This is a genomic window from Nocardia aurantia (assembly GCF_009604425.1).
GTDB classification, from domain to species: Bacteria; Actinomycetota; Actinomycetes; order Mycobacteriales; family Mycobacteriaceae; genus Nocardia; species Nocardia aurantia.
Genome location: NZ_WEGI01000005.1, coordinates 505,519 through 532,510 on the forward strand (window position 1 = coordinate 505,519; position 26,992 = coordinate 532,510).

At 69.7% G+C, this 26,992-nt stretch carries 26 protein-coding genes and 1 pseudogene; 17 read left to right on the forward strand and 10 right to left on the reverse strand.

All coding sequences use genetic code 11. The features are described 5' to 3' along the window. Positions 1-36 precede the first annotated feature (36 nt). Complete coding sequence (locus tag NRB56_RS14025; protein WP_227837639.1) at positions 37-1,074, forward strand: nucleoside triphosphate pyrophosphohydrolase family protein; 1,038 nt, start codon at positions 37-39, stop codon at positions 1,072-1,074. A gap of 3 nt (positions 1,075-1,077) precedes the next feature. Here the strand turns inward: NRB56_RS14025 and NRB56_RS14030 are convergent, their stop codons facing one another. Next, positions 1,078-2,046 (reverse strand): nucleotide kinase domain-containing protein, encoded by a 969-nt coding sequence (locus NRB56_RS14030; protein ID WP_153342012.1) that lies wholly within the window; start codon positions 2,044-2,046, stop codon positions 1,078-1,080. Here NRB56_RS14030 and NRB56_RS14035 point away from each other — a divergent pair. Further along, a complete protein-coding gene (locus NRB56_RS14035) occupies positions 2,008-2,502 on the forward strand; it encodes a hypothetical protein (protein ID WP_153342014.1) in 495 nt (164 codons plus the stop codon). The two genes, NRB56_RS14030 and NRB56_RS14035, sit on opposite strands and share 39 nt — an antisense overlap. 887 nt (positions 2,503-3,389) lie before the next feature. After that, complete coding sequence (locus tag NRB56_RS14040) at positions 3,390-4,577, forward strand: polysaccharide biosynthesis protein (RefSeq protein WP_194290844.1); 1,188 nt, start codon at positions 3,390-3,392, stop codon at positions 4,575-4,577. A 279-nt stretch (positions 4,578-4,856) separates the two neighbouring features. Here the strand turns inward: NRB56_RS14040 and NRB56_RS14045 are convergent, their stop codons facing one another. Next, a complete protein-coding gene (locus NRB56_RS14045) occupies positions 4,857-5,990 on the reverse strand; it encodes a DUF3068 domain-containing protein (protein WP_153342018.1) in 1,134 nt (377 codons plus the stop codon). Positions 5,991-6,170: 180 nt separating this feature from the next. Between NRB56_RS14045 and NRB56_RS14050 the strand changes: the two genes are divergently transcribed. Further along, on the forward strand, positions 6,171-7,397 hold the full coding sequence (locus NRB56_RS14050; protein ID WP_153342020.1) for an acyltransferase family protein: 1,227 nt from the start codon (positions 6,171-6,173) through the stop codon (positions 7,395-7,397). A gap of 301 nt (positions 7,398-7,698) precedes the next feature. Here NRB56_RS14050 and NRB56_RS14055 read toward each other — a convergent pair whose 3' ends face one another. The 4 genes from NRB56_RS14055 to NRB56_RS14070 all read right to left on the reverse strand — a co-directional run bounded on the left by NRB56_RS14055 (position 7,699) and on the right by NRB56_RS14070 (position 14,320). Further along, positions 7,699-12,261 (reverse strand): alpha-(1->3)-arabinofuranosyltransferase, encoded by a 4,563-nt coding sequence (locus NRB56_RS14055; protein ID WP_456320177.1) that lies wholly within the window; start codon positions 12,259-12,261, stop codon positions 7,699-7,701. A gap of 75 nt (positions 12,262-12,336) precedes the next feature. Then, positions 12,337-12,507, reverse strand: coding sequence for a DUF2613 domain-containing protein (locus NRB56_RS14060; protein ID WP_019932229.1), 171 nt, complete (start codon positions 12,505-12,507; stop codon positions 12,337-12,339). 122 nt (positions 12,508-12,629) lie between these two features. Further along, on the reverse strand, positions 12,630-13,739 hold the full coding sequence (locus NRB56_RS14065) for an isochorismate synthase (protein ID WP_153342022.1): 1,110 nt from the start codon (positions 13,737-13,739) through the stop codon (positions 12,630-12,632). Between the two features lie 98 nt (positions 13,740-13,837). After that, positions 13,838-14,320 (reverse strand): universal stress protein, encoded by a 483-nt coding sequence (locus NRB56_RS14070; protein WP_153342024.1) that lies wholly within the window; start codon positions 14,318-14,320, stop codon positions 13,838-13,840. Between the two features lie 418 nt (positions 14,321-14,738). Here NRB56_RS14070 and NRB56_RS14075 point away from each other — a divergent pair, with 418 nt between their 5' ends. From NRB56_RS14075 to NRB56_RS14085, 3 genes are all read left to right on the forward strand, one after another. Beyond that, the gene (locus NRB56_RS14075; RefSeq protein WP_153342026.1) at positions 14,739-15,185 is read left to right on the forward strand and encodes a hypothetical protein; all 447 of its coding nucleotides are present in this window, start codon (positions 14,739-14,741) and stop codon (positions 15,183-15,185) included. 5 nt (positions 15,186-15,190) lie between these two features. Continuing rightward, positions 15,191-16,549 carry an ADP-ribosylglycohydrolase family protein gene (locus NRB56_RS14080; RefSeq protein WP_227837640.1) on the forward strand — a complete coding sequence of 453 codons (1,359 nt, stop codon included), beginning with the start codon at positions 15,191-15,193 and terminating at the stop codon, positions 16,547-16,549. Positions 16,550-16,672: 123 nt separating this feature from the next. Next, entirely contained in the window at positions 16,673-17,299 is a 627-nt protein-coding gene (locus tag NRB56_RS14085) for a GAF domain-containing protein (RefSeq protein ID WP_153342028.1), read from the forward strand. On the opposite strand, the gene NRB56_RS14090 is transcribed toward NRB56_RS14085, so the two are convergent. Then, complete coding sequence (locus tag NRB56_RS14090; protein ID WP_153342030.1) at positions 17,277-17,873, reverse strand: TetR/AcrR family transcriptional regulator; 597 nt, start codon at positions 17,871-17,873, stop codon at positions 17,277-17,279. The genes NRB56_RS14085 and NRB56_RS14090 overlap by 23 nt on opposite strands. Before the next feature lie 60 nt (positions 17,874-17,933). On the opposite strand from NRB56_RS14090, the gene NRB56_RS14095 reads away from it, so the two are divergent. Further along, entirely contained in the window at positions 17,934-19,364 is a 1,431-nt protein-coding gene (locus NRB56_RS14095; protein WP_153342032.1) for an MDR family MFS transporter, read from the forward strand. 12 nt (positions 19,365-19,376) lie between these two features. Here NRB56_RS14095 and NRB56_RS14100 read toward each other — a convergent pair whose 3' ends face one another. Then, on the reverse strand, positions 19,377-19,979 hold the full coding sequence (locus NRB56_RS14100) for a TetR-like C-terminal domain-containing protein (protein WP_153342034.1): 603 nt from the start codon (positions 19,977-19,979) through the stop codon (positions 19,377-19,379). Positions 19,980-20,087: 108 nt separating this feature from the next. Between NRB56_RS14100 and NRB56_RS14105 the strand changes: the two genes are divergently transcribed. Continuing rightward, on the forward strand, positions 20,088-20,657 hold the full coding sequence (locus NRB56_RS14105) for a TIGR03086 family metal-binding protein (RefSeq protein ID WP_153342036.1): 570 nt from the start codon (positions 20,088-20,090) through the stop codon (positions 20,655-20,657). A 181-nt stretch (positions 20,658-20,838) separates the two neighbouring features. Continuing rightward, complete coding sequence (locus NRB56_RS14110; protein ID WP_153342038.1) at positions 20,839-21,339, forward strand: hemerythrin domain-containing protein; 501 nt, start codon at positions 20,839-20,841, stop codon at positions 21,337-21,339. 178 nt (positions 21,340-21,517) lie between these two features. On the opposite strand, the gene NRB56_RS14115 is transcribed toward NRB56_RS14110, so the two are convergent. Then, positions 21,518-21,916, reverse strand: coding sequence for a DUF6223 family protein (locus tag NRB56_RS14115; RefSeq protein WP_153342040.1), 399 nt, complete (start codon positions 21,914-21,916; stop codon positions 21,518-21,520). A 294-nt stretch (positions 21,917-22,210) separates the two neighbouring features. On the opposite strand from NRB56_RS14115, the gene NRB56_RS14120 reads away from it, so the two are divergent. The 6 genes and pseudogenes from NRB56_RS14120 (at position 22,211) to NRB56_RS38330 (ending at position 25,683) form a co-directional block, all read left to right on the forward strand. Further along, positions 22,211-23,317: a sensor histidine kinase gene (locus NRB56_RS14120; RefSeq protein ID WP_153342042.1), complete on the forward strand. Its 1,107-nt coding sequence runs from the start codon at positions 22,211-22,213 to the stop codon at positions 23,315-23,317. Continuing rightward, positions 23,314-23,976 (forward strand): response regulator transcription factor, encoded by a 663-nt coding sequence (locus tag NRB56_RS14125; RefSeq protein WP_319942978.1) that lies wholly within the window; start codon positions 23,314-23,316, stop codon positions 23,974-23,976. The genes NRB56_RS14120 and NRB56_RS14125 overlap by 4 nt, the downstream gene beginning before the upstream one ends. An 885-nt stretch (positions 23,977-24,861) precedes the next feature. Continuing rightward, positions 24,862-25,134 carry a hypothetical protein gene (locus NRB56_RS14130; protein WP_153342044.1) on the forward strand — a complete coding sequence of 91 codons (273 nt, stop codon included), beginning with the start codon at positions 24,862-24,864 and terminating at the stop codon, positions 25,132-25,134. Continuing rightward, a pseudogene (locus tag NRB56_RS14135) lies at positions 25,116-25,355 on the forward strand (slipin family protein); the annotation flags it as partial. The gene NRB56_RS14130 and the pseudogene NRB56_RS14135, both read left to right, overlap by 19 nt. A 17-nt stretch (positions 25,356-25,372) precedes the next feature. Then, on the forward strand, positions 25,373-25,528 hold the full coding sequence (locus tag NRB56_RS40485) for an RGCVC family protein (RefSeq protein ID WP_406603481.1): 156 nt from the start codon (positions 25,373-25,375) through the stop codon (positions 25,526-25,528). Between the two features lie 8 nt (positions 25,529-25,536). Further along, positions 25,537-25,683, forward strand: a complete 147-nt coding sequence (locus tag NRB56_RS38330; protein ID WP_194290846.1) for a DUF6307 family protein — start codon at positions 25,537-25,539, stop codon at positions 25,681-25,683. A gap of 170 nt (positions 25,684-25,853) precedes the next feature. Here NRB56_RS38330 and NRB56_RS14140 read toward each other — a convergent pair whose 3' ends face one another. Continuing rightward, entirely contained in the window at positions 25,854-26,549 is a 696-nt protein-coding gene (locus NRB56_RS14140) for a site-specific integrase (protein WP_153342046.1), read from the reverse strand. Positions 26,550-26,651: 102 nt separating this feature from the next. Between NRB56_RS14140 and NRB56_RS38940 the strand changes: the two genes are divergently transcribed. Next, on the forward strand, positions 26,652-26,992 hold a 341-nt coding region (locus NRB56_RS38940), incomplete at its 3' end, for a hypothetical protein (RefSeq protein WP_406603474.1).

Below are 26,992 nucleotides of genomic sequence, written 5' to 3' on the forward strand. Positions count from 1 at the left end.
GGGACGGTGATTGAAAATCAATCATAGGCGGGGTGGATGATGAATTTCGACGAGTACCAGGCCGAGGCGTGGGCCTACGACCAGCAGCGCGACGGCGACCCGGACCGGGCGTTGACGATCGCGCTGCTCGGGCTGGGCGGCGAAGTCGGCACCCTGCAGACCAGTCAGAAGAAACTGGTCCGGGACGGGGCGATCCATCTGGATCGCCACGCGGTCCTGGTCGAGGACCTGGGTGACATCCTGTGGTATGTCGCCGACGCTGCGACCTGGCTGGAGGTGAACCTGGACGAGGTGGCCCGGGCGAACCTGTCGAAGATCGCCGCCCGGTGGCCGCGTCACACCGGCGCGCTGCCAGTGGAGCCGTGGCCGCGGCCCGCGGCGGTGCCGTCGCCGCCGACGCACCGGATCGGTCCGGCGCGGCTGTTCGACGGAGCTGGGGTACCCGTCGCACAGCGTCTGCCGCGGCGCCTGGAAGTTCACATCGCCGCGTTCCCCCAGGCCGACGACGACGGCCGCCCGCCACGGGTGCTACCGGTCTGCGACGGTGTGCCGTGCGGAGATCCTCTGGGCGACAACGCGTATCGCGAAGACGGCTACCGCTACCACGACGTGTTCCATCTCGCCTACGCCACCGTCCTCGGGTGGAGCCCGGTGATGCGGGCGCTGCTGAAACGGAAACGGAAAGCCAGTCCGGTGATCGACGACGTCGAGGACGGCGGGCGCGCGATCGCGATCGAGGAGGGACTGTCGGCGTTCGTGTTCGAAGCGGCCGGGCGCGCCAGCTACTTCAGTGGAGCCCCGCTCGTCGACGGTGAGATCCTGCGCCTGTGCCGGCGGATGACGGCGAACCTGGAAGTGGGGGCGTGCACCGAGATGGAATGGGAACGTGCGATTCTCGACGGTTTCCGGGTCTGGCGTGCGGTACGCGACCACGGTGACGGCGCGATCACCTGCGACCTGGACGGGAGAACGCTGACGGTCCGGCCGCTGACTGCCGCCGAACACACCCGGCACGCGCAGGTGTGGGCCGACGCGGTCACCGGCCGCCGCACTGGCGACCAGGCGGGCGCCTGAGGTTCAGCCGAGATCCCATTTCGGGGGAAACCAGGCACCGACACGTTCGGGCACGGGCGCGAACAGCTGCTTGATGCGGGTGCGGCCGCTGTGACCGGCGATGTCCGGATGCATCACCCGCGCATACTTGTCCACCTCGCAGAACAGGTTCTGGCAGTCGATCAGCTGCAACGGCCGGCGCCCGCGCAAACCGTTGAAGGTCAGCCCGAGCCGCGCGAAATGCTCGACCTGGTGCTCGGCCATGTACCGGATCACCTCCGCCTCGATACCGTCGGCCTCCGGGCCGAAGCACTTACGGATACCGTCACGCGCACCGGGCCCGGGCACGACGAACTCCATCTCGTCGAAGTCCAATGCGCTCGAATAGTTCAGGTCGATCGCGAACTGGTAGGCCAGGAAGTCACCCATCGCCGGGTAGCCGAGCAAGGCGGCGAACACCTGCTGCAGCGACGTGCACGCGGCCAGGCTGTCGGCCAGTCCGCTGGTCATCATGTGCTGCAGCAACCGCAGATGGTTGGTGTGCTTGCGGTCGGCACCCAACCGCGGTGGCGGCACCACATACGCTGCCGAATACAGTTTCGTACCACCGGCGAACGCGGCGGTCAGGACCTCGTCGTACGCGCGCAGATCGAATTCGCGCCAGCTCACCGTACCGAAGGCCGCGGTCAGTAACTGCCAGGTCGACACCCGGTTGAACAGCTTGAACAACAAGGTCCGGAACACCACCTCGTCGAGGTCCTGCGCCCCGCGGTAGGAGACCTCCCGGATCAGGTACTGGCTCACCCGATCCGCCGCACGGTAGCAGTTGGTGAACCGATGCCGCCGCAGCACCGGATCGTCGGTCCACGGCCCCGGCTTCCCGGCCAGCCGCGCCTCGTAAATGGACTGACGGTGCGCCGCGAAATGCCAGTACGTGTCGAATACCGGCGTCGGGTGCAGCGTCCGGCCGGCGATCCGCAGCCCACCAGGCATTACCGCACGGTACGTGCCGCGCGACGGCGCAGCACTGTTCGCCGAGACACCGAGGTCGAACTCGCCCTGCGTGGCGACCGCCGCCGCGACCATTCGCATTCGCTCCTTATGCGTTACGTGATTTGCGTAACGGGTTACATTATAGAGGTGTCACAGGCCGAGCGGGGTGCGTTCCGTGAACGATCGGCAGCGATCTTCGGTAACCGCTACATGGCCGACGTTGTCGCTGTGGTCGCCGACCTCGCGGCACACTCACCGGACGGCGTCACCGTGCGGATGGTCAACAAGCAGACACAGATCCCCGATGGCCTGATCAAGCAGGTCATGAAACGGCTGGTCGGCGCCAGGCTGCTACGGGAACTACCGCGCAATGGTCCCCGCGCGCCTCTACACCACACGATCGAGGACACCGACGGCGTCTGGACAGTCCTGGTCGATATCTGCCGAAACCTGTAAGCCCCGTAGAACGATCCATATCCGGCCGAATGTGCCCGAACGGTCCTCGCATCGTTTCCCCCGCGGCAATCGCCCAACGTCCACCGTCGTTTTCCGTGCGCGGCGCATAGTGCCCCTTCACCCGGGCATGTGAGGGAAACCGCTGATGGCTCGTCGCACCGAGCCGTTTTCACGAGCGCCTATGTCCATCGCTCCTGCTACTCGGTACGGCACCCGTGTCGCTCGGCTTCGGCGCCGATGCCGAGCGGCGATCCTGCCGAAAATGCCAGGGCGAGGCCGATGTTCGAGGTTCGGCGCACGCTGTGCGGAACCGATCTACTCGGCGCATTTGTGCACATGTTGCGTAGTTGTGCACAGATCGCGAGCGGCAGTATTCGACGACAGTTGTGCACAGACATCACGTATCGCCTGTGTACAAGCGTGGTCGGACGCGCACGCCGGCGCTCACGCGTGGGGTGTTGCCGAGGCACGCCCACCGAGCTCCGGGGTGCCGAGGCCGCTTGTGGCGCCTGACGTGCGTGGGGCGGCTGAAGCGTGTGGGGCCGCTGAAGTGTGTGGGGCGGCCGAAGTGTGTGTGCGGCTGAAGTGTGCGGGGCCGCTGAAGCGTGTGGGGCCGCTGAAGCGTGTGGGGCGGCTGAAGTGTGTGCGGCGGCCGAAGTGCGTGTGCGGCTGAAGCGTGCGGGGCCGCTGAAGCGTGTGGGGGCGGCCGAAGTGTGTGGGGCGGCGGAGTGTGTGGGGCGGCTGAAGTGTGTGGGGCGGTCGATGGGCTGCGGTGATCGTCCGGAGATCGGGGCGGCTTCGGTCCGAGTCGTGTGTTCTCGTCGGGGCGCGCTGATGGCAGCATGGGCGGGGTGTCTGTAACTCGCCGCCTCCCCGTCATCGCGGACATGACGTTGGTGACGGCGGGCGCGATGACGGCCAATGCCGCCGGCTACCTGCTGCAACTGCTGGCGGGCCGCTGGCTGGGGGTGACCGGTTACGGCGAATTCGCGAGCCTGCTGGCCGTCCAATTGATGTGCGCTGTACCGGCTCTGGCCTTACAGAATGTCGTGGCGCGGGAACTCGTCCGGGGCGCGTCGGCCGCGACGCTGTGGCGGCTGGTGTGGCGGTGCGCGGCGCTGGCCGCGCTGGCCGCGACGGCGCTGGTGCCGGTGGTGATCTGGCTGCTCCAGGTCGGTGTCGCCGCGGCAGCGGGTGCGCTGGGCGCGGCGCCGTTGCTGGTGCTCATCTCGGGTGGGCAGGGGATGATGCAGGGCGGTGACCGCTTTCGGGCGCTGGCGTTCGTGCTGGCGGTGACCGGCATCGCTCGCGTCGTGCCCGCGGTCTTCGCTCTGGCCGCCGGCGCCGGGGCGGCCGCGGCGCTGTGGGCCACCGCGGCCGGTTACGGTGTCGCCGCCATCGGCGCCTGCGCCGCCGCGCAACCGGCTCGGCCTCTCGCGCAACTGTGGGAATCCTTCCGGACCGCCCCGGCCCCGACGGAGTTCGGGGTCGGTACCGTGCTGCGGGCCGCACAGGTACAGGCCGCGTTGATGGCGCTGTCCTCGGCGGACCTCATCGTCGCGCGGGTGGTGCTCGACAACTCGGACGCCGGGCGCTACGCGCTGGGCTCCATCGCCGCGAAGATCGCGTTCTGGCTGCCGCAGGCGATCGGTGTGGTGCTGTATCCCCGGATGGCACAGCCACATTCGTCGGCCCGCGCGATCCGTGACGCGCTGGGAGTGCTGTCCGCGGTCGGCGCGGTGGCGGTCGTGGGCGCGGCGGCCCTGGCTCCCCTGGCGCCTCTGCTGGCCGGCCACGACTACGCCCCGATCGTCGATCTGCTCTGGCTGTTCGCGCTCGACGGCGCCCTGCTCGCCCTGTTGCAAGGGGCGTTGTTGTCGGCCATCGCGGTCGACCGCACGGCGCTCGCCACGGCCACCTGGGTCGGCCTGATCGTCGAGGTCACGGCCCAGCTGATCCTCGCCCGGTCGCCCTCGGCCCTGATCGGCATCGCGACCGGCGTGGCCGCCGCCGTCACCGCCGTGATCGTCGTGACGGTCCTGCGCTCGGCCCGCCACCCGGAGTTGTCCGCGTAGCGGATCCGCCGCAGTCCTGTGCACAGAACCGCCGCACGTCTGCGCAGATCGGGGACGTCCCACTGGTACGACGTCGTGCCCGGCGCCCGCACAAGCCCCCTGGCAACGCCTGCACCGGCGCGCCGACGGCCCGCACGATCGTCTGCCGCCACCTGTGGACAACTCGGGCCGTATGCTGCCCGGAACCGGGGCGCTGTGGACCGACGGCACCGAGGGTGTGGACAAATGCAGTGGCCCCCGGGAAATCCCGGGGGCCACTGAGAATTCGAGGTGCGCGGATCAGCGCTGTTCGCGGAAGTCGATCTGCTGGGTGGGGGCGTCGGAGTACTCGTCGCCGGTCGCGGTGCGCGGGGTGTGGCGACCCGCCGGGACCGCCCGGCCGGTGCGGCCCCCGCGCTCGCCGAGCAGGCCCAGGACGATGCCGGCGATCAGGGCGATCGCGCCGACGATGCCGAAGATGATCGGCAGGATCCGGCTGTACAGCGACAGCTTGTCGATGTTGTCCTTGGCGACCTTGATCTGCGAGTCGATGGTGTTCTCGTCGAACTTCAGGGTCGACTTCAGCGCGGTGACCTCGGGCTTGTCGGCGCTGCGGGCGTAGAAGAAGTTCAGCGCCTCGGAGCCGTCGATGATGGTGCCGGTCTGCGGCTCCACCCACACCTCACGGGTGTTGGCGTAGAAGCGGCTCATCGTGACGTCGCCCTCTTCGTCCAGGCCCCACTTGGCGGCCGGCAGGGTCAGCTTGTTGGTCGGCGAGTTCACGACCTTGGACAGATCGGTGGCCGGCACCTGCTGGTGGAAGTGGTAGACCTTGGTGTTGTTGATCTCCGTTTCCTCGACGAACTCCATGTCGTACGACTTGCGAGTGTTGCTGTCGAAGTACGGGTAGGTCTTCTTCTCGGTGCCGATCGGGAACCGGTACTCGAGGCCGGTGTGCTGCACCGGGTCGGCGATGCTGTTGCCCTTGGCGTCGACGTTCGCGGCGATCGAGCCGTTGGGATCGGTGTCCACCGGCATGCCGCTCTTGCGGTCGATGGTGACCCGGTCGACGATCGCGGAGAGCAGGCCGGTGTCGCCCTGCTTATCGATGCGGCGCAGCGTCTGACCGTTCTGGATGGTCATCTTGTTCTTGTCCGACGGGTCCTCGACGGTGAGGAAGCGCTGCGAGATCAGCGGCACCTTGGTGTCGACCTTCGCGGGACCGGTACCGGAGGTCAGCGATTTCGCGTCCAAGACCTCGCTGGTCACATCCGCCGGATTCTTACCGACGGTGGTGATTTCGAGGTCGAGAGGAGTTTTGGCCACCTTCGAGACGGTGAACGTAGGGATCAGAATGGCTGCGACGATCAGCAGCGCGCCGATTCCTACGAGCAGGCAGGCCAGCGTCCTCCTGGTACCGGCACTGAGTGCCATGCGAAATCTCCTCGTCGTCGAACAGGTTTGTCCCGGGTGAACCCTACGGCCCTCGGTACGGCACGCGTGAGCCCCGACACTAACAGCCCGGCTCCGCAAACACGCCAGGTGCGCGGCCGGAAACGCCGACAAACCCGCCACAAATGCCACCCGCCGCTGTATACGGCAGACTGAAACGCGATGACCACAACCGTGACACCGCAGGCCGGCCCGGTGTCGGCCCTGTCGACGATCCCGGTTCCGGTCGAATCGACCACACCGGACACCACCGGAATCCGCGACCCGAGCGGGGAATCCGGCACGTCACCCGGCTTCGTCGCCGCCCTGGAGGGCATGCGCGGCCTGGCCGCGCTGGGCGTGGTCGTCACCCACGTCGCCTTCGAGACCGGGGCGACCGGGATACCGATGCTGGGCCGGATCCTGGATCGCTTCGGGATGGCGGTCGCGGTGTTCTTCGCGCTGTCGGGATTCCTGCTGTGGCGGCCGCACGCGACGGCGGCCCGCGATGGCGACCCGGCGCCCGCGACCAGGCGATATCTGCTGCATCGCGCCGCCCGGATCCTGCCCGCGTACTGGGTAGTGGTGTGCGCGGTCCTGATTCTGCTGCCGACCGCCGTCCACCCCGGCAGCGTCAAACTGTGGCTGGCCAACCTGGCTCTGGTGCAGGTGTTCGTGCCGCTGGCCCTCACCGACGGCCTCACCCAGATGTGGAGCCTGTCGGTCGAGGCCGCGTTCTACCTGGCCCTGCCGGTATTCGCGCTCATCCTGCGACGGATGTGCGGCCCGGCGGCCCGATGGCGGGTGCCGGTGCTGCTGACCCTCGCGGTGCTGAGCCTGAGCTGGAACTTCCTGCCCATCCCCACCCCGGCGGGCACTTACACCGACAACTGGCTGCCGGCCTACCTGCCCTGGTTCACCGCCGGGATGCTGCTGGCGGAACTGGCTGATATCGCGCATCGCGCGCCCGCGCCGCCGCGCTGGCAGCGCGTCCTCGGCAACCGATGGCCGATGTCGGCCGCGGCATTGACCGCATTCCTGTTGTCGGCCACCGTGATCGCGGGCCCGCCCGGCTTGCAGCGCGCGGCCCCCGGGCAGTACGCGACGAAGATGGCACTGGGCGCCGTCGTCGGCTTCGGCCTGCTGGCGCCGCTGGTTCTCGGCTCCGGACGGCACCGCTGGCTCGGCGGCCGGATCGCGGCCGCCGTGGGCCGCTGGTCGTACGGCATCTTCATCTGGCATCTGGCCGTGCTGACCATGATGTTCCCGATGTTCGGCTTCCTGCCCTTCTCGGGCGGTTTCCTGCACGTGCTCGCCCTGACCGTCGGCTTCACCCTCCCGCTGGCCGCGGTCAGCTACGCCCTGGTCGAGGAACCCGTCCGCCGCTGGGTCCGCCGCCGCTTCGGCTGAGTCGCAAATAGATTCGGCGGAGTCGAGCCGCGCGGTGCGGACTACCGGCACGGACGGCCTACGATTCACAACGTTGATGTCGATTGAGCTGCACTGCAATCACTTTCGAGCCGCGCGGGAGGACGAGCCGTCCGGCGGTGGTGTGCCGCGCCGCGCTACCGGCGGAATCGCGGTCTTGGGGCATCGTTTCGGGCGCTGAGAAGCGGCCCGCTGGGAAGCGACCCGGATCGGGCCCGCGCCGCACCGCGATCACAGTCGATTCGAATGCTCGACCGGCGGCTGCCGAGCCTCCGGCTGCGGATCAGTCGCGGTCGCGGCGGCGGGGTGGCAGCGCCGCCAGGCCGACCGCGATCACACCCAGTACGGCGGGCAACTGCACCCAGAGTGAGCCGCCCAGGTAGCCGCCGGGGGAGCGCCAGGTTCCGGTGGACAGCGCCGCCTCGGCGACGCAGACCCCGAGCCCGGCGATCAGCGGCAGAGCGCGGGTGTAGCGCGGTGCGACGTGCTGCGCGACGAGTCCGGCGATCGTGGCCGCCATCGCGAACGGGCCCGCGACCAGCAGCATGGCGACGCTCAGGCCGGCCGCGGCGAGGAGGCGGCTGCGCTGGGCGCGGACCGGGTCGCTGTCGGTCGTGGCGCCGAACCAGCGGCGGCGCCGCGGAATCACCAACAGCGCCAACGGGATCAGTAGCACCAGACCGTCGCGGATCGCGGTGCGGTACCACTTGTCGGCCGGGAACTCGACGGTGATGGGACCCCGCGCGTCGGCGGGCACCACCCAGCCCTGCTCCCAGCCGTCCACCACCACCGGCGCCAGCGCCCGGCCGTCGGCGGTGCGGGCGTGCCAGTCCACGTTGGTGCTGAGCGGCAGGACCAGCAGCCGGGTCCCGGGGTCGGTGGTGATCGCGTGCGGTGTGACGTCGGTGTTGCGCAGGGTGAGCCGGTCGACGGTGAACAGCTCGGAGGGGGCGACGGTCACATCGACCCGGCCGGCCGGCAGCGGGATCGACTCGGGCCGTTGGTTTCCGGCGGCGCAGTCGCCACCGTCCGGGCCGGCCACCAGGGTCGGGTCGCCGGCACAAGGACGGGCCCGGTTCACGGAACCGCTCGCCGCCATACCGATTCGGGCCGGACTGTCGATACGGTTCGGTGCGGCCTCGAAGGTGTCGTCGGAATCGGAAGTGTCCGTGCCGTTTTCGTCGGCTGCGGGGTCCGTTGTGAGCGGGGTGGTTGCGCCGGCATCGGCGTCCGGATCGCAGACCTGTGCGGGAACCGGTGCGCCGGTGCGCAATTCGTCCAGGGTGCCGGTGACCGTGGTGTGCACGATCCGGCCGGCGAGGCTGACGACCGGCCCGTGCGCGCAGTCGACGGTGACGGGGGTGTCGCCGGGCAGCGGCGGCGGGTAGTCGGGTCCGAGGATCGTCACCTCGGCCAGACCCGGCGGTGGCTGCTGCGCGAAGCCGAGGCCGTTGCGGTCGAGCAGCGTCCGCCAGGCGTCGATGCTGATCTGGATCCGATCGGTGACATGCGGATGCAGCTCCAGCCAGATCGGGAAACCGCCCGGCACATCGGGATTCAGTTCCTGGACCTGCGGCCCGTCGCCGAGGTTCACGGTGAGCGAGGTGGGCCGGGCGGGGACGTCGCCGATCGGTGGCGTCACCATCAACCCGGTCACCAGGGTCGGGTGCGGCAGTTCGACGGTGAGGGTCGGTTTCGCGCCGGTCCGGTCGCGGACCGTCTCCTCGGGGGCGATCCAGCTGGTGGCGTTGTTGTCGTCGGTGGCGGCGAAGGCCGCGCCGCGCACGTCGCCGACGTCGGCGCGGCCGCGGGCGACCGGCCGATCGCGATCGGTGAGCAGGGCCGCCAGCGCCGGCCCCTGCCGGGTGCGAACGGTCAGCTGCGGGGTCACATCGGCCGCCGCGGGCACCTGCAGGGTGCGCTCGAAGGTGCCCGGCTCCTCCGGGGACAGGGCCAGGCCCTTGCTGCAGCGCACTCGGCCGGGAGTGTCGAAACATCCGTTGCGGCCGGGGAATTCCTGTCCGAGGTCCCAGCCCTGGACCACGGTGCCGGGCGGCGGCGCGGGCAGCACGGTGCGGTGCCGGATGTCGACGGCCACCGGAGCGTCGCGGTCGCTGTAATCGTCCAGACTCAGCTCGCTGACGCCGAATTGCCCACCGGGAGTGCCGCTCTCGGTGCGGGTGGCGGTGACGGTGAGCCAGTCGGTGCGGCCGACCGGCAGCGAAACCTGCACGGGCACACCGGGTGCGGTGATCCGGGCGGCGACGGTGCCGTTGGCGGTGCGGACCTCGACCCACTTCACCGGATCGCCCGCCGCCGCCGCGGTGGTGGTCACGTGCAGGACACCGGCCGTGACCGGATGCCGCAGGTCCAGCCGCAGCCATTGACCGAGCGCGGTCTGCGCGCTGTTGCTCAGCCAGGCGGTCGCGGGGTTGCCGTCGACCGCGGCGGCCGTCGAGTTGGCGGGCGACGCGGCGCCGAGCTGGGTGGCGTCACCGGCGGAACTGGAGGCGGTGACCGTCGCCCCGGACCATTCGCCCTGCACCAGCTCGGCATCCGGCACCGGATAATCCGGCACGAGATTGTGGGTGCGCCGGGGATCGGTGGGTGCGCGCAGCGCGGAGCTGTGGTTGTCGACGCGCCCGAAGTCGGTCTCGCGGTTCATGGGTGTGTCGGTGACCGTGGTGGTGGCCCCCGACGGACCGGTATCCACCAGCCCGGCCCGGGTGGTATCCACCAGCCCGGCCCGGGCGGCGTCGGCGGTGAGCAGCATCGGCCCGCGCGCGGTGGCGGGATCGCGGCGCAGGCGCTCGAGCACCTCCGGCCCGCCCTGCACGACCGGCACCGAATCCAGCGGGACGGTGTAGGCGCCGGGGAAGGCGCTCGGCGCTCCCGGCCCGCCGCGCAGCTCCGCCGGCGTGCCCGGTCGCGGCGCCTCGACCCGGAAGATCTCGATCGCCGGATAGGGCGGGCGGAGGTCGCCGTCGACCACGATGTCGTCGGGGTGCCCGATCGATTGCAGCCCACCGAATTCCGCCACCCGAGTCAGCCCCGGCGAATGCTCGATGGCCTGATGCGCCAGCAGCGGCCGGGTCGACCGGGAGGTGTCGGGGTCGAGATCGTTGCGCAGCACCAGGATTCCGATGCCCTGGTCGACGAGCGCGGGGGCCAGGCCCGCCGAGGGCCGGCCGTCCGCGATCAGTCGCTGGATCGCGTCCATGGCCCGGATCGCACCGGGCGGCACGAGCGGAATCGCGTCGCGCACAGCCCATTCGGTGCGGGCGAGCGCCTGCAGCGGTTCGTCGCGGGTGAGTCCCCAGATCTGACTGCCGAACGGCGCGCCCGGCACCACCAGCGCACGGGTGTCGGACGCGTTGTGCGCCAGCCAATCCGCGGTCTGCTGCCAGTAGACCGGCACCCGATCGTAGGCGCCGCGCGGGGCGAGCTTACTGGTCCAGGCCAGCGAGGTGGACAACACCAGCGCGGTCAGCACCAGCATCGTCACCGCCACCATGCGATCGCGTTCCGGATGTGCGAACGCCTGCCGCCACCGCACGAACGGTACCGAGGCGGGCAGCGGGACCCGGCGCAGCAGGTGCGCGATTCCGATCACCAGCGGCATCCGGATCAGCGGTTCCAGCTTGTGCACGTTGCGCATCGGCGCACCCGTGGAGTCGAGGAAGATCCGCACGGTGTCGGCGAACGGGCCGCCGAGCTGTCCCTGGTATCCGGCGCAGATACCGATCAGGCCGACCATCAGGATCAGCGCGAACCGCCCCCGGTGCGGCATCGATCGCGTCGCCAGTCCCGCGATCCCCGCGCCGGCGAGCAGCCCGGTCGCCAGCACCGCCGCCGGCTGGGTGACCAGCACCGCGCCCGCGATGCGCTCGGGCGAGACGAACGCGGTCCAGCTGTCGGTGCCGCGCAGCACCTCGCCGAGGGTCGCCCATTCGGTGGTGACGCCGGAGGATTCGATGTAGTCGAGGAACGGCGGGCTCACCTTGCCGAGCAGGATCAGCGGCACCAGCCACCACACCACGGCCGCGATCAGCAGCGGAATCCACGCCGCGGTGAACCGCAACCAGCGCCGATTCGGCCGGTACGAGCCCCACCACAGCACCGCGGGCAGGAAGCCGGCCGCGGTCGCGGCGGCGTTCACCGAACCCATCAGGGCCAGGGCCAGCGCGCTCGCCGCCGGCGAGGTCGCGCCACCCGCGCGGCGCGGTGATCCGGACTCGGGCATCGCCGCGTCGTCGCGCGAGCGCCGCGCTACCGCGAGCGCCGCAGGGGCCAGTAATACCCAGGGGGCCAGCATCATCGGCAGCGTCTCGGAGGAGATCGAGCCGAGGGTGGTGAGCACCCGCGGCGACAGCGCGAACGCCAGCCCGGCGATCACCCGGGACCCCCGGCTGCCGATGCCGAGCAGTTCGCACAGCCGGACGATGCCCCAGAATCCGGTGAGGATCAGCAACGCCCACCAGATCCGCTGGGTCGCCCAGCCGGGCAGCCCGAGCACGTGCCCGAGCGAGAAGAAGGCGCCCTGCGGGAAGAAGTAGCCATAGGCCTGGTTCTGCACCTGGCCCATCGGGGATTGACTGCTCCACAGATGCGCCGAGCGCTCCAGCAGCCCGATCGGATTCTGGGTCAGATCGTATTTGGTGTCGGCGACACTGAAACCCGGTGACTGCAGGAAGGTCAGGACGAAGGCGAGGACGACGGTGGTGAGGAACCACCGCCGGCCCAGCGGTTCGGCATTCGGCGGCGGTTCGCCGCGGCGCGGCCCGCCCCCACCGGCGGGCGGGGCCGGCGGTGGCGCGGTGCGTTCAGCGATCGCCGCCGTGGTCACGCCGACGGGCGGGCGGCCGCCACCCCGTCGCGGATGTGTGCGGCGCGAGCCTCGGCGAACCGGTGCGACACGTGGTCAGCGACTGCCGTATTCGACATTGTTGAGCAGCGAGGACCCGGCTGCCCCGCTGCGGTCGACCTCGGGCCGATGGCTCTGCTGAGCGGCCGTCGTGACGATGAGCACCGCGATCGCGCCGACCAACGCTCCGACGACGGCGCTGACCGCGCCCGGAACGGCAAAATTCATCGCGGACTCCCTAATGAGGCTCGATGCATGCGATGGGGACGCATGTGACGCAGACCGACAAATGTCATCGGCCAACCTACAACATCGCCCGGAGATCCGGCCGCCGACGCGGCCACCCGGCGTCAGGGGCGGGCGTCGATCCGGTCCGGCACGGCGCAGTCGAGCGTGCCGAGCAGGGTGCGCAGTTTGGCGGTGGTCTCGTCGAGTTCGGTGTCGGGATCGGAGCCCGCGACGATGCCGCCGCCGGCCCAGGCGCGCAGGGTCCGGCCGTCGGCGGCCACTTCCGCGCAGCGGATCGCGACCACCCATTCCCCGTCGCCGGTCGCATCGCACCACCCGGCCGCGCCGCCGTAGAAACCGCGCGGTTCCTCTTCTGCCGCGATGGCGGTCAGCGCCAGATCGGTCGGGGTGCCGCACACCGCCGGGGTGGGATGCAGCAGGACCGCGAGGTCGAGCGCGGTGGTCCGGGGATCGCGCAGCCGGCCGCGGATCGGGGTGGCCAGGTGCCACACCTCGGTGGTGCGGGCCAGTTCCGGTTCACCGGGCACGCTGAGCTCGGCGCACACCGGGCCGAGCCGCTCCCGGATCCAGTCGATCACGTAGGCGTGCTCGGCGCGGTTCTTGGCGCTGGCGAGCAGGTCACGGGCACGGGCGGCGTCGATCTCCGGATCCGGATGCCGGGGCGCGGTGCCTGCCAGCGGATGCAGGCTCACGGCATCGCCGTAGCGCGCGACCAGCACCTCCGGCGTGGCGCCGACCAGGGTGGCGCCGGGCCGCCCGGCCGGGGTGAGATCGACGGCGAAGACATTGGCCCGAGGGTGGCGGGTCAGCAGCTGCGCGGCCAGCACGAGCGGATCCAGCGGAGCGTCGGACTCGGCGACCAGCGATCGGGCGGCGACCACCTTGCGCAGCGGCTGCGCCGGATCCGACAGCCGGCCGACCAGATGGGTCACCCGGGCGATGTGCTCGGCGGGTGCGGGGATCTCGGCGACGATCCGCACTGGCGGCAGTTCGGGCAGAGCGGCGGGCCGCCACGGCCCGGCGGTGTGCTCGGCCCGTTCCGGCGCGGTCAGCGCCGCGGGATCCCGGGGATCGAACGGCAGCGCGCCGACGATCAGCTCGGCGGTGCCGTCGCGCAGGGCCGCGGCCGCCTGCTCCGCGTCGTCGAAGGCGTGCCGGGTGCCCGTGGTCCGCAGCACCGCGCCGGGCTGGGCGAGCAGGAATCCGTCCATATGTCCCGACCATAGCTGCGAGCGGGGCGCCGCGGGTCCGGGCAGCGACCGATCTCTCACTTGTCGTGGTGGCGACCGCTCCCGCACTGTGGCCGCTGTTACGCGCCTGTCCCGGCGCGGGCGGGTGGCACCAGCAGGATCGGGCGGTGGCAGTGTTTGAGTACCGCGTCGGCCACGCTGGAGCGCAGCAGTGCGCGCAGTCCGGTACTGCCCCGGGTGCCGGCCACGATGATGTCCGCGTTCAGTTCGTCGGCGACCGCGACGATGGCGCTCCAGACGGTGGTGGTGCACTCGACGGTGCGGCCGCGCGGTCGCAGCCCGGCCAGTTCGGCCAGCCGCACCCCCTCCGCGTTGACGTGTCCCGCGTCGACCCGGGCGACGTCGTCGAGTTCGTCGTCGGCCAGCCATTCCTGCTGGGCCAGGCCGGACAGGCCGGACAGCCGCCCCGTCTGCCGGACCATCGGTTCCCAGGCGGTTACCACGACGGTGGCGGTCGCCGAGAGGAATCGGCCGGCGTATTCGACGGCGCGCCGGGCGTCGTCGGACCCGTCGTAGGCGATGAGCACGAGATCGCACGGCATGACGTGCCTCCTCCGGTGGGAGCCCAGGTCTCGTCCAGAGCGTAACTCGGCGCGGCCGCCATCGGATCGGTCCCGGCGCCGGAATTCGGGATTGTTTCCGGTGCCCGCGCGGATGATCGGAAAAACAGAATGCGCCATTGCGCTGGGTGATCATTGCGGGTACGGCGAAAGTGGATACCCGGAAACGAGCCGCCCGGCAATCCTGTACGACCGTCCATTATGCGCGCGGATCCGAGCGGCGTATCACCATCCGTGGGAGGCTGGTGTCCGTATACCCAGCGGGACAATAACGTTCAGGACAATTCTCATAAGGTTTACCGAAAACGCGGACGCTTCCGGGCAATTGGGTTTACACAGAGATTCGGCGTTCGATACCGAGCGTCGGCGACGGCTCGGGTGGCATCGGGGAGGTCGGTTCTTGCGGTTGGAAGAGCTTGCAACACCACATGATTGGGCGGCGGCCTATCGGTCGCTGTTCGGACTGCCGCGGGTACATGTCACCGCACCGGGCTACGTCGTACTCCCGCTCGTCGACACCATCGCGGCGGTGAACACTCCGGAACCCCTGGGCGCGTTGATTCTCGGCGAATTGACGGTGCGCGGGATTCCCGGACCCGTTCTGGTGCGGGAAAATCCGCCCAGCCGCACCTTCCTGGCGGTCTTCGACGGGTACCCTGACCTGGAATGCACTGTGCGACTGGAGCGTTACGGCGTGGATATCGGGCCACATCGCAGCAATGTCATCCTGCCGACCGGGTTCGGCCGGCACACCCACGAAGGGCGGTGGTGGGCGCGAGCCCCACAGCGCGACGAATCGCTACCGTTGTTGTCGGAGGTCGTGTCGGCGGTGACGACCGTCGCGTGAACGCCATGGATCCGATCGACCCGGCGGGGTTCACGCACCCCGAAGCGGACCCGCGGGCACTGCTCTACTTCGAATGGTTGCAGCGTCGGGAATCCGGTTGTGCAGTAGATGATTTCGCCGAGGAGGTGCGCGACCTCGCGCGCGCCGTGCCACCGCGGGCCGCGGACTGCTGGCGGCTGCTCGCCCGGATGGAGACTGCCCTCCGCGATCCGAACTGGCCCTACGACGAGGATCCCGCCGACGACCCGCACGGCACGAATCCCATTCCGGCAGTTGCGGAGCCGTTGCCGGCGAGTGCGCCGCCGGCCCGGTTCTACGACCGGATCCTCGGTGGCTGGCTGGGCCGCTGCACCGGCAGCACGCTCGGTAAGCCGCTCGACAACGGGCTGCGCTGGCCGCCGCAGCGGATCCGCGCCTATCTGGAGCGGGCCGACGCGTACCCCCTCACCGACTACGTGCCGGTGCTCGCGCCCATGCCGGAGGGCTACGAATTATGCTGGGGCTGGCCGGAATCCATGCTCGACCGGGTCGACGGCTGCCCGCGCGACGACGATCTGGACTATCCGGTGCTGGGCCTGCACGTCCTGGAACAACTCGGCGTCGACTTCACCGCCGAGGAACTGGCCGCCGAATGGCTGCAGCGGCTGCCGTTCCTGCAGACCGCCTACGCCGAGCGGGTCGCCTACCGTAACCTCATCGACGGCCTGCGGCCGCCGGAGACCGCTCGCCGGCGCAATCCGTACCGCGAGTGGACCGGCGCGATGTCCCGTGCCGACATCTACGGCTATATCTGCCCCGGCGATCCAGCCGCGGCGGCGCGGCTGGCGGCCCGCGACGCGCGCCTCTCGCACACCGGAAACGGGGTCTGGGCGGCGATGTGGGCGGCCGCGCTGGTCGCCGCCGCGTTCACCGCCGACGCCCGCGACGCGATGACCGCCGCGCTGTCGGTGATCCCGGAACACTCCCGGCTGGCGGTGGCGCTGGCGCAGGTGCTCGACGATCACCGTCGCGGCATCGGCTGGGCACAGGCGACGGCCACCGTTCACGCCCGCCACGACCACTATCCCTGGGGCCACGCGATCCCGAACGCCTGCTTGGCCGCCATCGGAATTCTGTGGGGCGCAGGTGATTTCACCGAAACTATCGGATTGACGGTACAGGCCGGCGGGGCCGCGGGCGCCACCGGCGCCACCGCGGGCTCGGTCTGCGGCGTACTGCTCGGCGCCGCCGCGATACCCGAGCACTGGACCCGGCCGCTGCACGACCGCCTGCGCAGCGCGGTGGCCGGTTACGACGGCGTCCGCATCTCGGTGCTGGCCCGTCGCACCTTCGATCTGTCGCGGATGCACGTCCTCGGCCGCTGACACCACCGAGTACGTGGCGGAAATCGGGCAATCCGAACCGATTCGGCTCGGCCGGGTTTGGGGCGGGCGGAGATCGGTATCCGGGCAGCAAACACCGGCCCGGGAAAGTCGAGGTACCCGCACATGTCCGTCGATACCCGTTCCACCCCCGCCGCCGCGGCGGTGGCGAAGATCGCCGCCAGGCTCCGCGAGCTCCCCGGGGCTCCGCTGGTGGGGCTGTCCGCCCACGACGGGGTCGTCCTGGACATCGTCGCCGCCAGCGCGCCCCGGGCCCGCCTGGCCGAGGAGACCCAGTTGCTGCATCTGCACAGCCCGGCCCGGGACGCCGCCGCCGACGGGGTGCCGGTGCTGGTCACCGATCTGGCCCGGACCTCCTGCTGGCCGGATTGCCGGGACGAGCTGCGCTGGTGGGGGATCGGCGCGTTGCAGTGCCAGCCGCTGGCCGAACCCGGCGGCGATCCGGTGGGCGTTCTCACCGTCTACGGGCACGATCGGCACGCGTTCACCGACACTCTGGCCGGCGCCCTGCGCGAGGTCTACCCGTCCGCGGTGGATGTGCTCGCCGCTTGCTCGTCCGACCGGATCGTTCCCGTACCCCGGGAACCGAGGCCGGTGCCGGGCTGGTTCCGCGACGGTGTCGCGGCCCTCGCCGACAGCTCCCTGCACGTGACCAACGAGCGGCTGTGCGGCGTCTCGAGCGAGCGGGTCCTCGTCGCCGACAGTCCGGTCACGGCCGCACCAGAGGCATGAACACCTCGTCGACGATCGATTCGATCACCTCGTCGGGCACGGGCGCGAGGGTCATCAGCAACTCCTGCCGATAGAGGTCGAAGGGCACCCCGACCACGCGCGGACTGAGTTTCGCGGGGTCGACCTCCGCGCGTTCGATCGCGCGGGCCAGCAGCGTGTCGACCGCGCCGGCGCGGCCGGCCAGGAATTCGTCGCGCAGTTCGGACAGGCTGGTGCCGGTCTCGGCGTAGTACCCCGACAGTTGCAGCGCCATCATGATGCCGATCCGCGCGCGCGAGCGATTCGCGCGCCGCAGCAGTTCGATCATGTCGTCGCGCAGCGAACCGGTATCGGGGATCGCGACCCGTTCCTTTCCGCCGGCGTGGATCACCGCGGCCCGCACCAGTTCGGGCTTGGTGGGCCAGCGCCGATAGAGCACGGCCCGGCTGGTCCCGGCTCGTTCGGCCACCGACTCGATCGTGAATCCGGCGTAACCGGCCTCGACGAGCTCGTCCCAGGCGGCATCCAGCAGCGAGTGCTCGAGCGCCGCGCCGCGTCGTCGCCGCGGTGCCGGGGCATCCTCGTTAAGAGTCATTGTGTTTCTTACTCCTGCGTCCTACTCTCGAGATACAGAGTGTTTCTAAAGGAGGTGCCCATGTCCGATCCGCAGGCCGATACCACCGAGGTCGATCCCGCGGTGTGGCGCACGGTATGGACCGTGCTCGTCGGCGGCATGGCGGTGCTGTTCGACACGACCATCGTCGCCGTCGCGCTGCACACCCTGGCCGGTGAACTGCACACCTCCGTCGCGACCATCCAGTGGGTCACCACCGGTTACCTGCTAGCACTGGGCATGACGATTCCCATCACGGGGTGGGCGCAGCGGGTGCTCGGCGCCAAACGGCTGTGGATGGTCGCCCTCACGCTGTTCCTGGCCGGTTCGGTGCTGTCGAGTCTCGCATGGAGCGCCGGCAGCCTGATCGCCTTCCGGGTCGTGCAGGGTGTCGGTGGCGGTGTGCTCGTGCCGCTGATGTCGACGATGGTCATGCAGGCCGCCGGCGGTCGCGGCCTCGGCCGGATCATGTCGGTGATCGGCCTGCCCGCAGTGCTCGGCCCGATCCTCGGCCCGGTCGCCGGCGGCCTCATCCTGCAACATCTGCACTGGTCCTGGATGTTCTGGGTGAACGTCCCGTTCTGTGTCGCGGGTCTGATCCTCGCGGTGATCTTCCTGCCGCCCGACGGCCCGGTCCGCCGGGTGCCGTTCGACATCGCCGGCTTCCTGCTCATGGCGCCCGGCCTGGTCGGCGTGCTCTGGGGCCTGTCGAACACCGGCAAGCCGGGCGCCTTCACCCGGGCCGACGTCCTCGTCCCGCTGCTGGCCGGGGTGGCGCTGCTGGCCGGCTTCGCCGCCTGGGCACTGGCCCGTGGCAGCCGCGCACTGGTCGATCTGCTCCTGCTGCGGCACCGGTCGCTGGCCTCGGCCTCGCTGCTGCTGTTCCTGTCGGGCATCACCCTCTACGGCGCGATGCTGCTGATGCCGCTCTACTTCCAGGAACTGCGCGGCGCCACCGCGCTGCAGGCCGGCCTGCTGCTGATCCCGCAGGGCGTCGGCACCTTCGCCTCCCGATCGCTGTCCGGCCGCCTCGTCGACACCGTGAGCCCCCGCCTCCTCACGACGAGCGGCTTCCTCATCGTGCTGATCGGCACCCTGCCGTTCGCCTTCGCGGGCGCGCACACCGGTGAATGGCTGCTGATGTCCGGACTGCTCGTGCGCGGTGTCGGCCTCGGCCTCGCGACCATCCCGCTGATGGCCCTCGGCTTCCGCGGTCTGGAGCGGCACGAGGTGCCCGACGCGAGCATCGTCACCCGGATCGCGCAGCAGGTCGGCGGCTCGTTCGGCACGGCGGTGCTCGCGGTGATCCTCACCGGCGCGACCACCGCCGCCGGCCCGGCCGCCGCTTTCCACCGATCCTTCTGGTGGGCAATCGGTTTCACCGCCGCGGGCGTGCTCGTCGCGCTGGTCCTCCCCGGCCGCGTCGAGACCCCCGCGAACACCGCCTCCGGCACTCCAGTACCCGTTCGCTGAGGATCGCGGGCCTCAAATCCCCCCGGCCCGCTCGGCGGCGTGCCGGGTATCGGCCAGCAGCCGCGCGACCTGTGTCCGGACGTCCTCCGAGGTGAGCGGCAAACCGAACAGCGCCCGGATGTACAAGGGCGCCAAAATGAAATCCACCACGCTCGAGCCGCTCGGCGCCCGCTCGCCACGAGCCGCCGCCCGATCGAGCATCTCCTGGAGTTGCTCCCCGCGCGCGGCGACGAACGCGTCCCGGGCCCGCAGGCCGGGTTCGCCGCCGGAGGACAGCGCCACCAGCAGCCGCAGCACCGCGGGGCCCTGTGGTCCACGGATGTCGCGGGCCACGCCGTCGGCATAGGCCCGCAGGTCACCCGCGAGGCTCCCGGTGTCGGGAATCGCGGCGTGGGTGGTCAGCCACGCGGACACCACGTCCGCCGACAGCGTCTCCAGATCCTTCCAGCGCCGATAGATGCTGGTCCCGGCGACGCCCGCCCGATCCGCCACCTCGGCGATCGTGAAATTGCCGTAGCCGCGCTCGGCGACCAACTCGGTGACCGCGGTGTGCACGGCCACCCGTACCCGCGCGCTGCGCCCGCCGGGGCGCCGGACCTTCTCGGCTTCGGCCATGACCCGACACTAACGCCACCAGCAGTTGCGTTACCGTCGGCCGGCCGCCTAGGCTCAGCTAAAGCAGTAAAAATTGCTTTAATGGACCTCGGGAATCGGGATCAGCGCATGACCACACCGATCGATCGCGTCGACGCCGCCCTGGGGATGGCGGACCGAATCGTGTCGAGCCTCTCGCCCGAGTCGCTGACCGAGCCGTCGTTGTGTCCGGGCTGGAGTGTCGGATTCGAGCTCAACCACCTGGTCGGCGGCATGCGGATATTCGCCGCCGAGCTGTCCGGCGAATCGGCCGGGCGGGACCACCACGACGATTGGCTCGGCGATGATCCCGCCGCGGCATTCGCGCTGGCCGCCGACCTCGATCGAGCGGGCTGGCATCGGCCCGGCGCGCTCGGAACCACGATCCGCCTGGGATTCGGTCCCGTCCCCGCGCCGATGGCCGCCGTCATCCACCTGACCGAACTGGTCGTCCACAGCGCGGATCTCGCCGTCGCCGCCGGCCGCGCGGATCGGATCGATGAGACCCTCTGCGCGCAAGTCCTGGACACCATGCGGTCCATGGATTTCGACGCCTTCCGCCGGCCCGGCATGTTCGGCGCCGAGGTCGCGGCCCCCCCGCACGCACCCGCGCACCGGCAACTGCTCGCCTACACCGGACGGCACCTCATCGGCCACTGAGCCAACGCGACGGGAATCCGGATTCGCCGGGCTCGATACCCGGTAGGGGTGATCCGCCCGAGAGTGGTGCCCGGTCGATTGCGCCGGTGGCGCGCGGGTATGGACGAGACAGCCGATCGCCCGGCCGCCGGCGCCGCGCCGGCGGTCTCGATAGAAGCCGGATTCTTATGGAGGAGGGTTCATGTCCACCGACGCCATCGTGCTGCTGCGCGAGGACCACAAGCAGATCCGCAAGCTGTTCCGGGAGTTCGACAAAGCGGGCCCCGGCGCGCACACCACGAAGAGCCGGATCGTCGACCGGATCATCGAGGCGTTGACCGTGCACACCTACATCGAAAACGAGGTCGTGTACCCCGAGGTGCGCAGGCTCGTCCCGGACCTCGAGGACGACATCCTCGAATCCTACGAGGAGCACCACGTCGCCGATGTGCTGGTCATGGAGCTGTCCACGATGAAGCCCGAGGACGAACGCTTCACCGCGAAGGTCACCGTGCTGATCGAGAACGTCGACCACCACATCGACGAAGAGGAGAACGAATGGTTCCCCGAGGTTCGTAAGCACGTGGGACGGAAAGAACTGCAGGATATCGGTGCGCGGATGCTGGAATCGCGGGAGAAGGCGCCGACCTCGCCGGCCGCTCCGGCCGCGCTGAAGAAGGCCCTCGACGCGCTGACCGCCTGACCGGTTGTCGAAAGCGGCGTTACCCCGGCCCGTCGCCCCAGAAGTGTGTGAAATTTGTCGGCGAGTTCTGGGGATACCTGGCCGGGTGGTCTATCTCGTGCGCCGTCGAATCGGCCAGGCCGTGCCGTGAGGGTGGCATGCCGGCGGGCTGCGGTGGCGGATTGTGGCGAGGAGCGGATCAGGCGGTGCGGCGCGCGGCGGAGTACCCGCCCAGCGCGGCAGCGAGCAATCCCGCCGCGATAGCGATATAGCCGCCGACGACACCGTTTCCGGTTCCGGGGCCACCGGTGGCCGTCACCAAGACCCATACCCCGACTACCGTGCTGAGCACGCCCCCGACTACGGAGGCCACCACCCCCGCGGGCCCGTTGGCGCTGCCGAACCGGCTGTTCGGGCGGATCAGAACCAGTACCCCGACGGCGGCGGCGGCCACACCGAGCAGGGCTGCGGAGGTGGCTACGAGGCGGCCGGAGGTCAGTTCGCCGGCGCCGACCGCGAGCGGGACACCCGGCATGGACAGGGTGGCGCCGACCACCCGGGCTGCACCGTCGGCGATGAGCGAGTTGTGGACTGACATTGTTGTGCTCCTTCGACTTTCGACCGATCGTCCGCGTCGGCCGGACCAGGGGTGCGCCGGACATCGCCGCAACCGGTTCAGGAACCGCGAATTCATTTGCCGGACAGGACCGGTCGTTCTGCTGGGCTGGTTCCAGCATGCGGGGCGAGCACGTGCCGATCATCGTGCAGGCGTGGACAGTTCGCGCTGCCGCCGCAGCAGTGGGTACCGGCGTCGGGTACCACGGGCGCGGTAGTGCGGCCGGTACCACGCGGGCGGGATTACCGGACCCGTTCCTGCGGCTAGGGTGCACGCATGGGCAGCGGACGGATCGGCGGTTACCTGATCGCCGCGGCGGTGGCCGTGACCCTGTTGGCCAGCGCCTTCTCGCGGCACCACATCGACGCCGCACTGGCCCCGCTGGGGTATGCCCTGCTGACGGTCAGCGGACTGGCGCTGCTGGCTCGCCGCCGCTACCCAGTCGCGATACTCGTGGTCACGGGGCTGTGTGTGCTCGGCTACCAGGCCGCCGGTTTCGACGTGCCGGCCGTGGCGTTCCTGTTCGCCGTCTACGCAGCGGTGCGGGCGGGACACCGCTGGGTGACGGTGGCGGTCTCTGTCGTGCTTGTTGCCGCGCTGCCGGCCGCGGTGCTGGCCTCGGGGCAGCCGGTGGGTGCCGCGTTCGCGCAGGCCCGCGGCGCACTCGAACTCGCCTGGCTGGTCGCGGCCGGTGCCGCCGGTGAAGCGCTGCGGCAGGCGGAACGGCGGGCCGACGAGGCCGAACGCACCCGCGAGGAGACCGCCCGCCGTCGCGCCGACGAGGAGCGTCTGCACATCGCGCGGGAGTTGCATGATTCACTGACCCACCAGGTCTCGGTGATCAAGGTGCAATCGGAGGCGGCCGTGCACGTGGCCCGCAAACGCGGTGAACCCGTACCCGAGGCGTTGCTCGCAATCCGGGAGGCCGGCCGCGAGGCGGCCCAAGAACTGCGCGCGACCCTCGAAGTGCTGCGTGACGATGCGGCCGCGCCTCGGCCCGGCATCGCCGACGTGCCGGAGCTGCTGGAACGGGCTCGGGCCGGCGGGCTGCCCGCGACGCTGACGATCGACGGAGCGCCCGCAGATCTTCCGGCGGCAGTGGACCGGACCGTGTACCGGATCGTGCAGGAGTCGCTGACCAACGTCACCCGGCACGCCGGCACCGCCGCGGCGACGGTCCGCATCGGCTACCGGCCCAGTGTCGTGGTCGTTCAGATCGAGGACAACGGCACGGCCACAACGGATTCCGTTCTTCCACACGGCGTCGGACTCCGCGGGATGCGCGAACGGGTCGCCGCCCTCGGCGGCCGGCTGCAGGCGGCGCCCCGGCCCGAAGGCGGGTTCCGGGTGCACGCCGAACTGCCTGTGGAGCGGGCATCGTGATCCGGGTGTTGCTCGTCGACGACCAGCCGCTCATTCGCAGCGGATTCCGTGCGCTGCTCGACATCGAGGACGATATCGAGGTGGTCGCCGAGGCCGCGGACGGCGCCGCCGGCGTGGCATCGGCCCGCGAATATCGGCCCGATGTGGCGCTGGTCGACATCCGGATGCCGGTGCTCGACGGTATCGAGATGACCCGGCGGATCGCTGCGGACCCGGAGCTGGCCGGCGTGCATGTGGTCGTCCTGACCAACTACGGGATGGACGAGTACGTCTTCGACGCACTGCGGGCCGGTGCCGCAGGCTTTCTGGTCAAGGATGTGTACCCGGAGGACTTCCTGCACGCGGTCCGGGTCGCTGCCCGCGGTGATGCCCTGCTGGCGCCGTCGATCACGCGCCGCTTGATCGACAGGTATGTCGCCGAGCCACCCGACACCGGCCCGTTGGCCGGCCTGGACGAACTGACCGATCGGGAACGCGAAGCCGTCGCGTTGGCCGCCCACGGCCTGTCCAACGACGAGATCTCCACCCGCATGGTGATCAGCCCGTCGACTGCGAAGACCCACATCAACCGCGCCATGACGAAACTCCACGCCCGCGATCGCGCCCAATTAGTCATCCGCGCTTACGAATCCGGACTCGTCACCCCACGCAACAGATGAACCCTATTTGCCCGCGGTGACGTTGAGGCGGATCACCGTGTCGAGGACGGTGAGGTCCATTGCCTGGGAGAGGAAGACATCCGTCCGGGCGGTGCGTGTGTCGGGGGAGTTCATGTCGTTTCAGGTGGGTCGGTGTTGAGGCGTTGCGCCTCGGCGGCACTGTGACCGGTACGGGGGTTCGGTTGTTGCACAGGGCCTCTCGGGTCGACACCGACAGGCCCCGGCGCGGTAGCGCCGGGGCCTGTGATCTACGAAGGGGGGAATGACTTCATTGCTTTACCGGCCCGTCAGGGCCGCTGTACACACCGCATCCAGGCTTCCCGGGAGGCGGACCTGATGAACGACTACTCAGTGACCACCTCCTCCGATCGCCGGTCTTCCCACAGAGCTTGCGAACTGTTGTTCTGCGATGCTTCGTCCCCTTCCAACAGGTCCGGCCGACGTGCACCGGGTCTATCTGTCGTCCGCTGGAAGGGGACGGTGAAGCTTCCTTCTTCCGGGCAGTTCACCTCCCGGCTTCTGAACTCCTTCATTCGAACGATAGCGACTCTATAGCGATCTTCGGCGAATGTCTACATCCGACACGACAGATTCTCGGCTACCGGCGTGGGCATTTATGTCCCCTCGGTAGATCGGGTTCGGGTTGTGCGGGACGTGGCAGCCCCAGGGCCCTCGAGCAACGACGCGGCAGGGGTGACGGCCACGACGACACCGGTGACGGTCCTGGCGTGGGGAGCCCGCCGCGGCGACAGGCCCGGGCGAAAGGAGGCCGTCGCTGTGGGGTGGCCGTCCCGGGCCATCCGTTGCCGCCATGCCTGTCTACGCTGTAGACATACGTTGTGGACGCTCCTGTACTCCCAGGTAACGCAAGCGACTGGAGTTGCCATGATCGTCCTCATCGGGCTGATCGTCTTGGTCATAGGTGCCGCCGGGCTGGGCGGGCTGGGTCTGCTGCCGGCAGGGCAGCGTCGCACCGGTCGTCGCGGCACCACCGCGCGCCGTGCAGTCGAACGGTCCCAGTGGGACGCGACGGCATTGGCGCGTGACCGCGAGGAACATGCCGGCGGCTCCCGTCATATCCGCACGACACCGAGCTGGCGGGACCGCCTCGAGCGCTGGACGGCTGCGGCGCCGGCGAGGACGCGTCCGACACGATGATGGCGCATCCGCTGGCCTTGCAGCTACGCAACTTGCAGACCTTGATCGAGCTCGGCGTCGACAAGAACACCACTGTCGTGTTCCCCGCACCGCTGATGAGCACGATCGGCGAACTCGGCACCTTCCTCGCCCGCGAATCCGCGTCCGCCACCACTGTCGCCGGGGAATCCGAACCCGGCGCCACCCTCCATCCGGTCGACTCCGAAGTGGTGCCGAATTGACTTCCTCGCCCATCGTCGTGCTCGAATTCGATTGTCCGGCATGCGATCACACTCGGGCAGCGCACGGGAACATCGGAGTGCGGTATTGCGCCGCGACCGTGAGCCGCGGATTGGAGCGCGAATGCGCTTGTGCCCGCGACACCACCGACCAGATCACCTACTACCGCCGATAGGAACGAAAATGACCATCGAAACACCGTACGAGCGCCGAGTCGGACGTGTCCGGGACGCCGTGCGCGCACACTCCGAACTCGACGACCACTCCGCATCCGAACTCGCGGTCCATGTGCTGCACGCCCTCGACACCATCCCCGAGAAGATCCGCTGACCTGCGAGGTCGCACTCGTGACGACCAAGGTGGTACCCGGGCCCGTCGCCCCAGAAACAAATGGACAGTGTCCGGAGCGGCCTTTGCCCATTTCAGGGGCACTTTTCGATGCCCCTGCAGCGGGTTCGTATTCGGTACTGTGCCACCAGTGTGCCAGGGGTTTTCGCAGGTCATGGGAACAACGACGCGCCTGCTGTTTTGAGGTCGTCCGGTTGTGCTTCGCTGTAGACGCCGAGGGAGATTTTGGGGTGGTGGCCGTGCCAGGCAGCGACGATGTGGGGCGGGATGCCGAGTGCGAGCATGAGGGTGACGGAGGTGTTGCGGAGGTGTTTTAGGGGGATGCGCCGTAGTCCGGCGCGGGCGCGCAGGCGGTGGAATTCGTCGCTGTACCAGTCGGGACGTACGGGTGTTCCGTCGGCGTGGACGGCGATGAGCCGGTCGTCGGTCCAGGGGATGCCGAGCGCTTGAGCTTCGTGCTGCTGGAGGGTTTTGAGTGCGTCGAGGGCTTGGATGAGATCGGGCGGTGGGGGGAGGTCACGGCGGCTGCGGCGTGATTTGGGGAGGTTTTCTTCGGTGTCGGTGCCGATCTGGACACGGCCGCGGCGGATGCGTAGAGCGGTGTGGCTGTAGCGGGTCCAGCGCAGGGCGAGGACTTCGCTGCGTCGCATGTCGTAGCAGGACAGCAGCCAGCAGGCGTAGAGGCGTTCGGCGCGGATGGACTGCCGGAAGGTATCGATTTCGGTGAGGGTCCAGGTTTTGGGGTCGATGGGTGTGTCATCGTCGGGGATGGGGTCCGGTGGTCGTTCGACGTGTTCGATGACGTTGCGGGGCAATGTGCCTTCGTTGACGTAGGACTGGATGACCATGCTGAAGGTGGTGAGGATCCAGCGGACGGTGACGGGTTTGAGCCCGGAGGGGGTCCATTCGCGGTGGGCGGTGCGGTAGACGCCGTAGCGGACGCGAGTGAGGTGGCCGTTGCGGAGTTGTTTTTTCAGCTGGGGATGGACATCGCGGCCGGGGAAGTGGTTGCGGATGTCGCGGACGGAGACGCCGTCGGGGTGTTCGGCGATGTAGGCGGCGATACGGGCGGACAGAGAGGTAGGAATGTAGCGGCGGGTGTCGATGCGGGCTTCGGTGAGCAGCCATTCGACGAGTTCTTCGATGTCGGCTTTGGTGAGTTGATGTCAATGGCCATTTGTGAGTCGCCGCTGGTGGCCGGTGGGAAGTCCCCACCCCCCGGCGGGGGTGGGGGTGGTCAGGTCAGGGGTGGTCACCTGCTTTCGTGCGGTGTTTCATGCGGTAGGAGTCG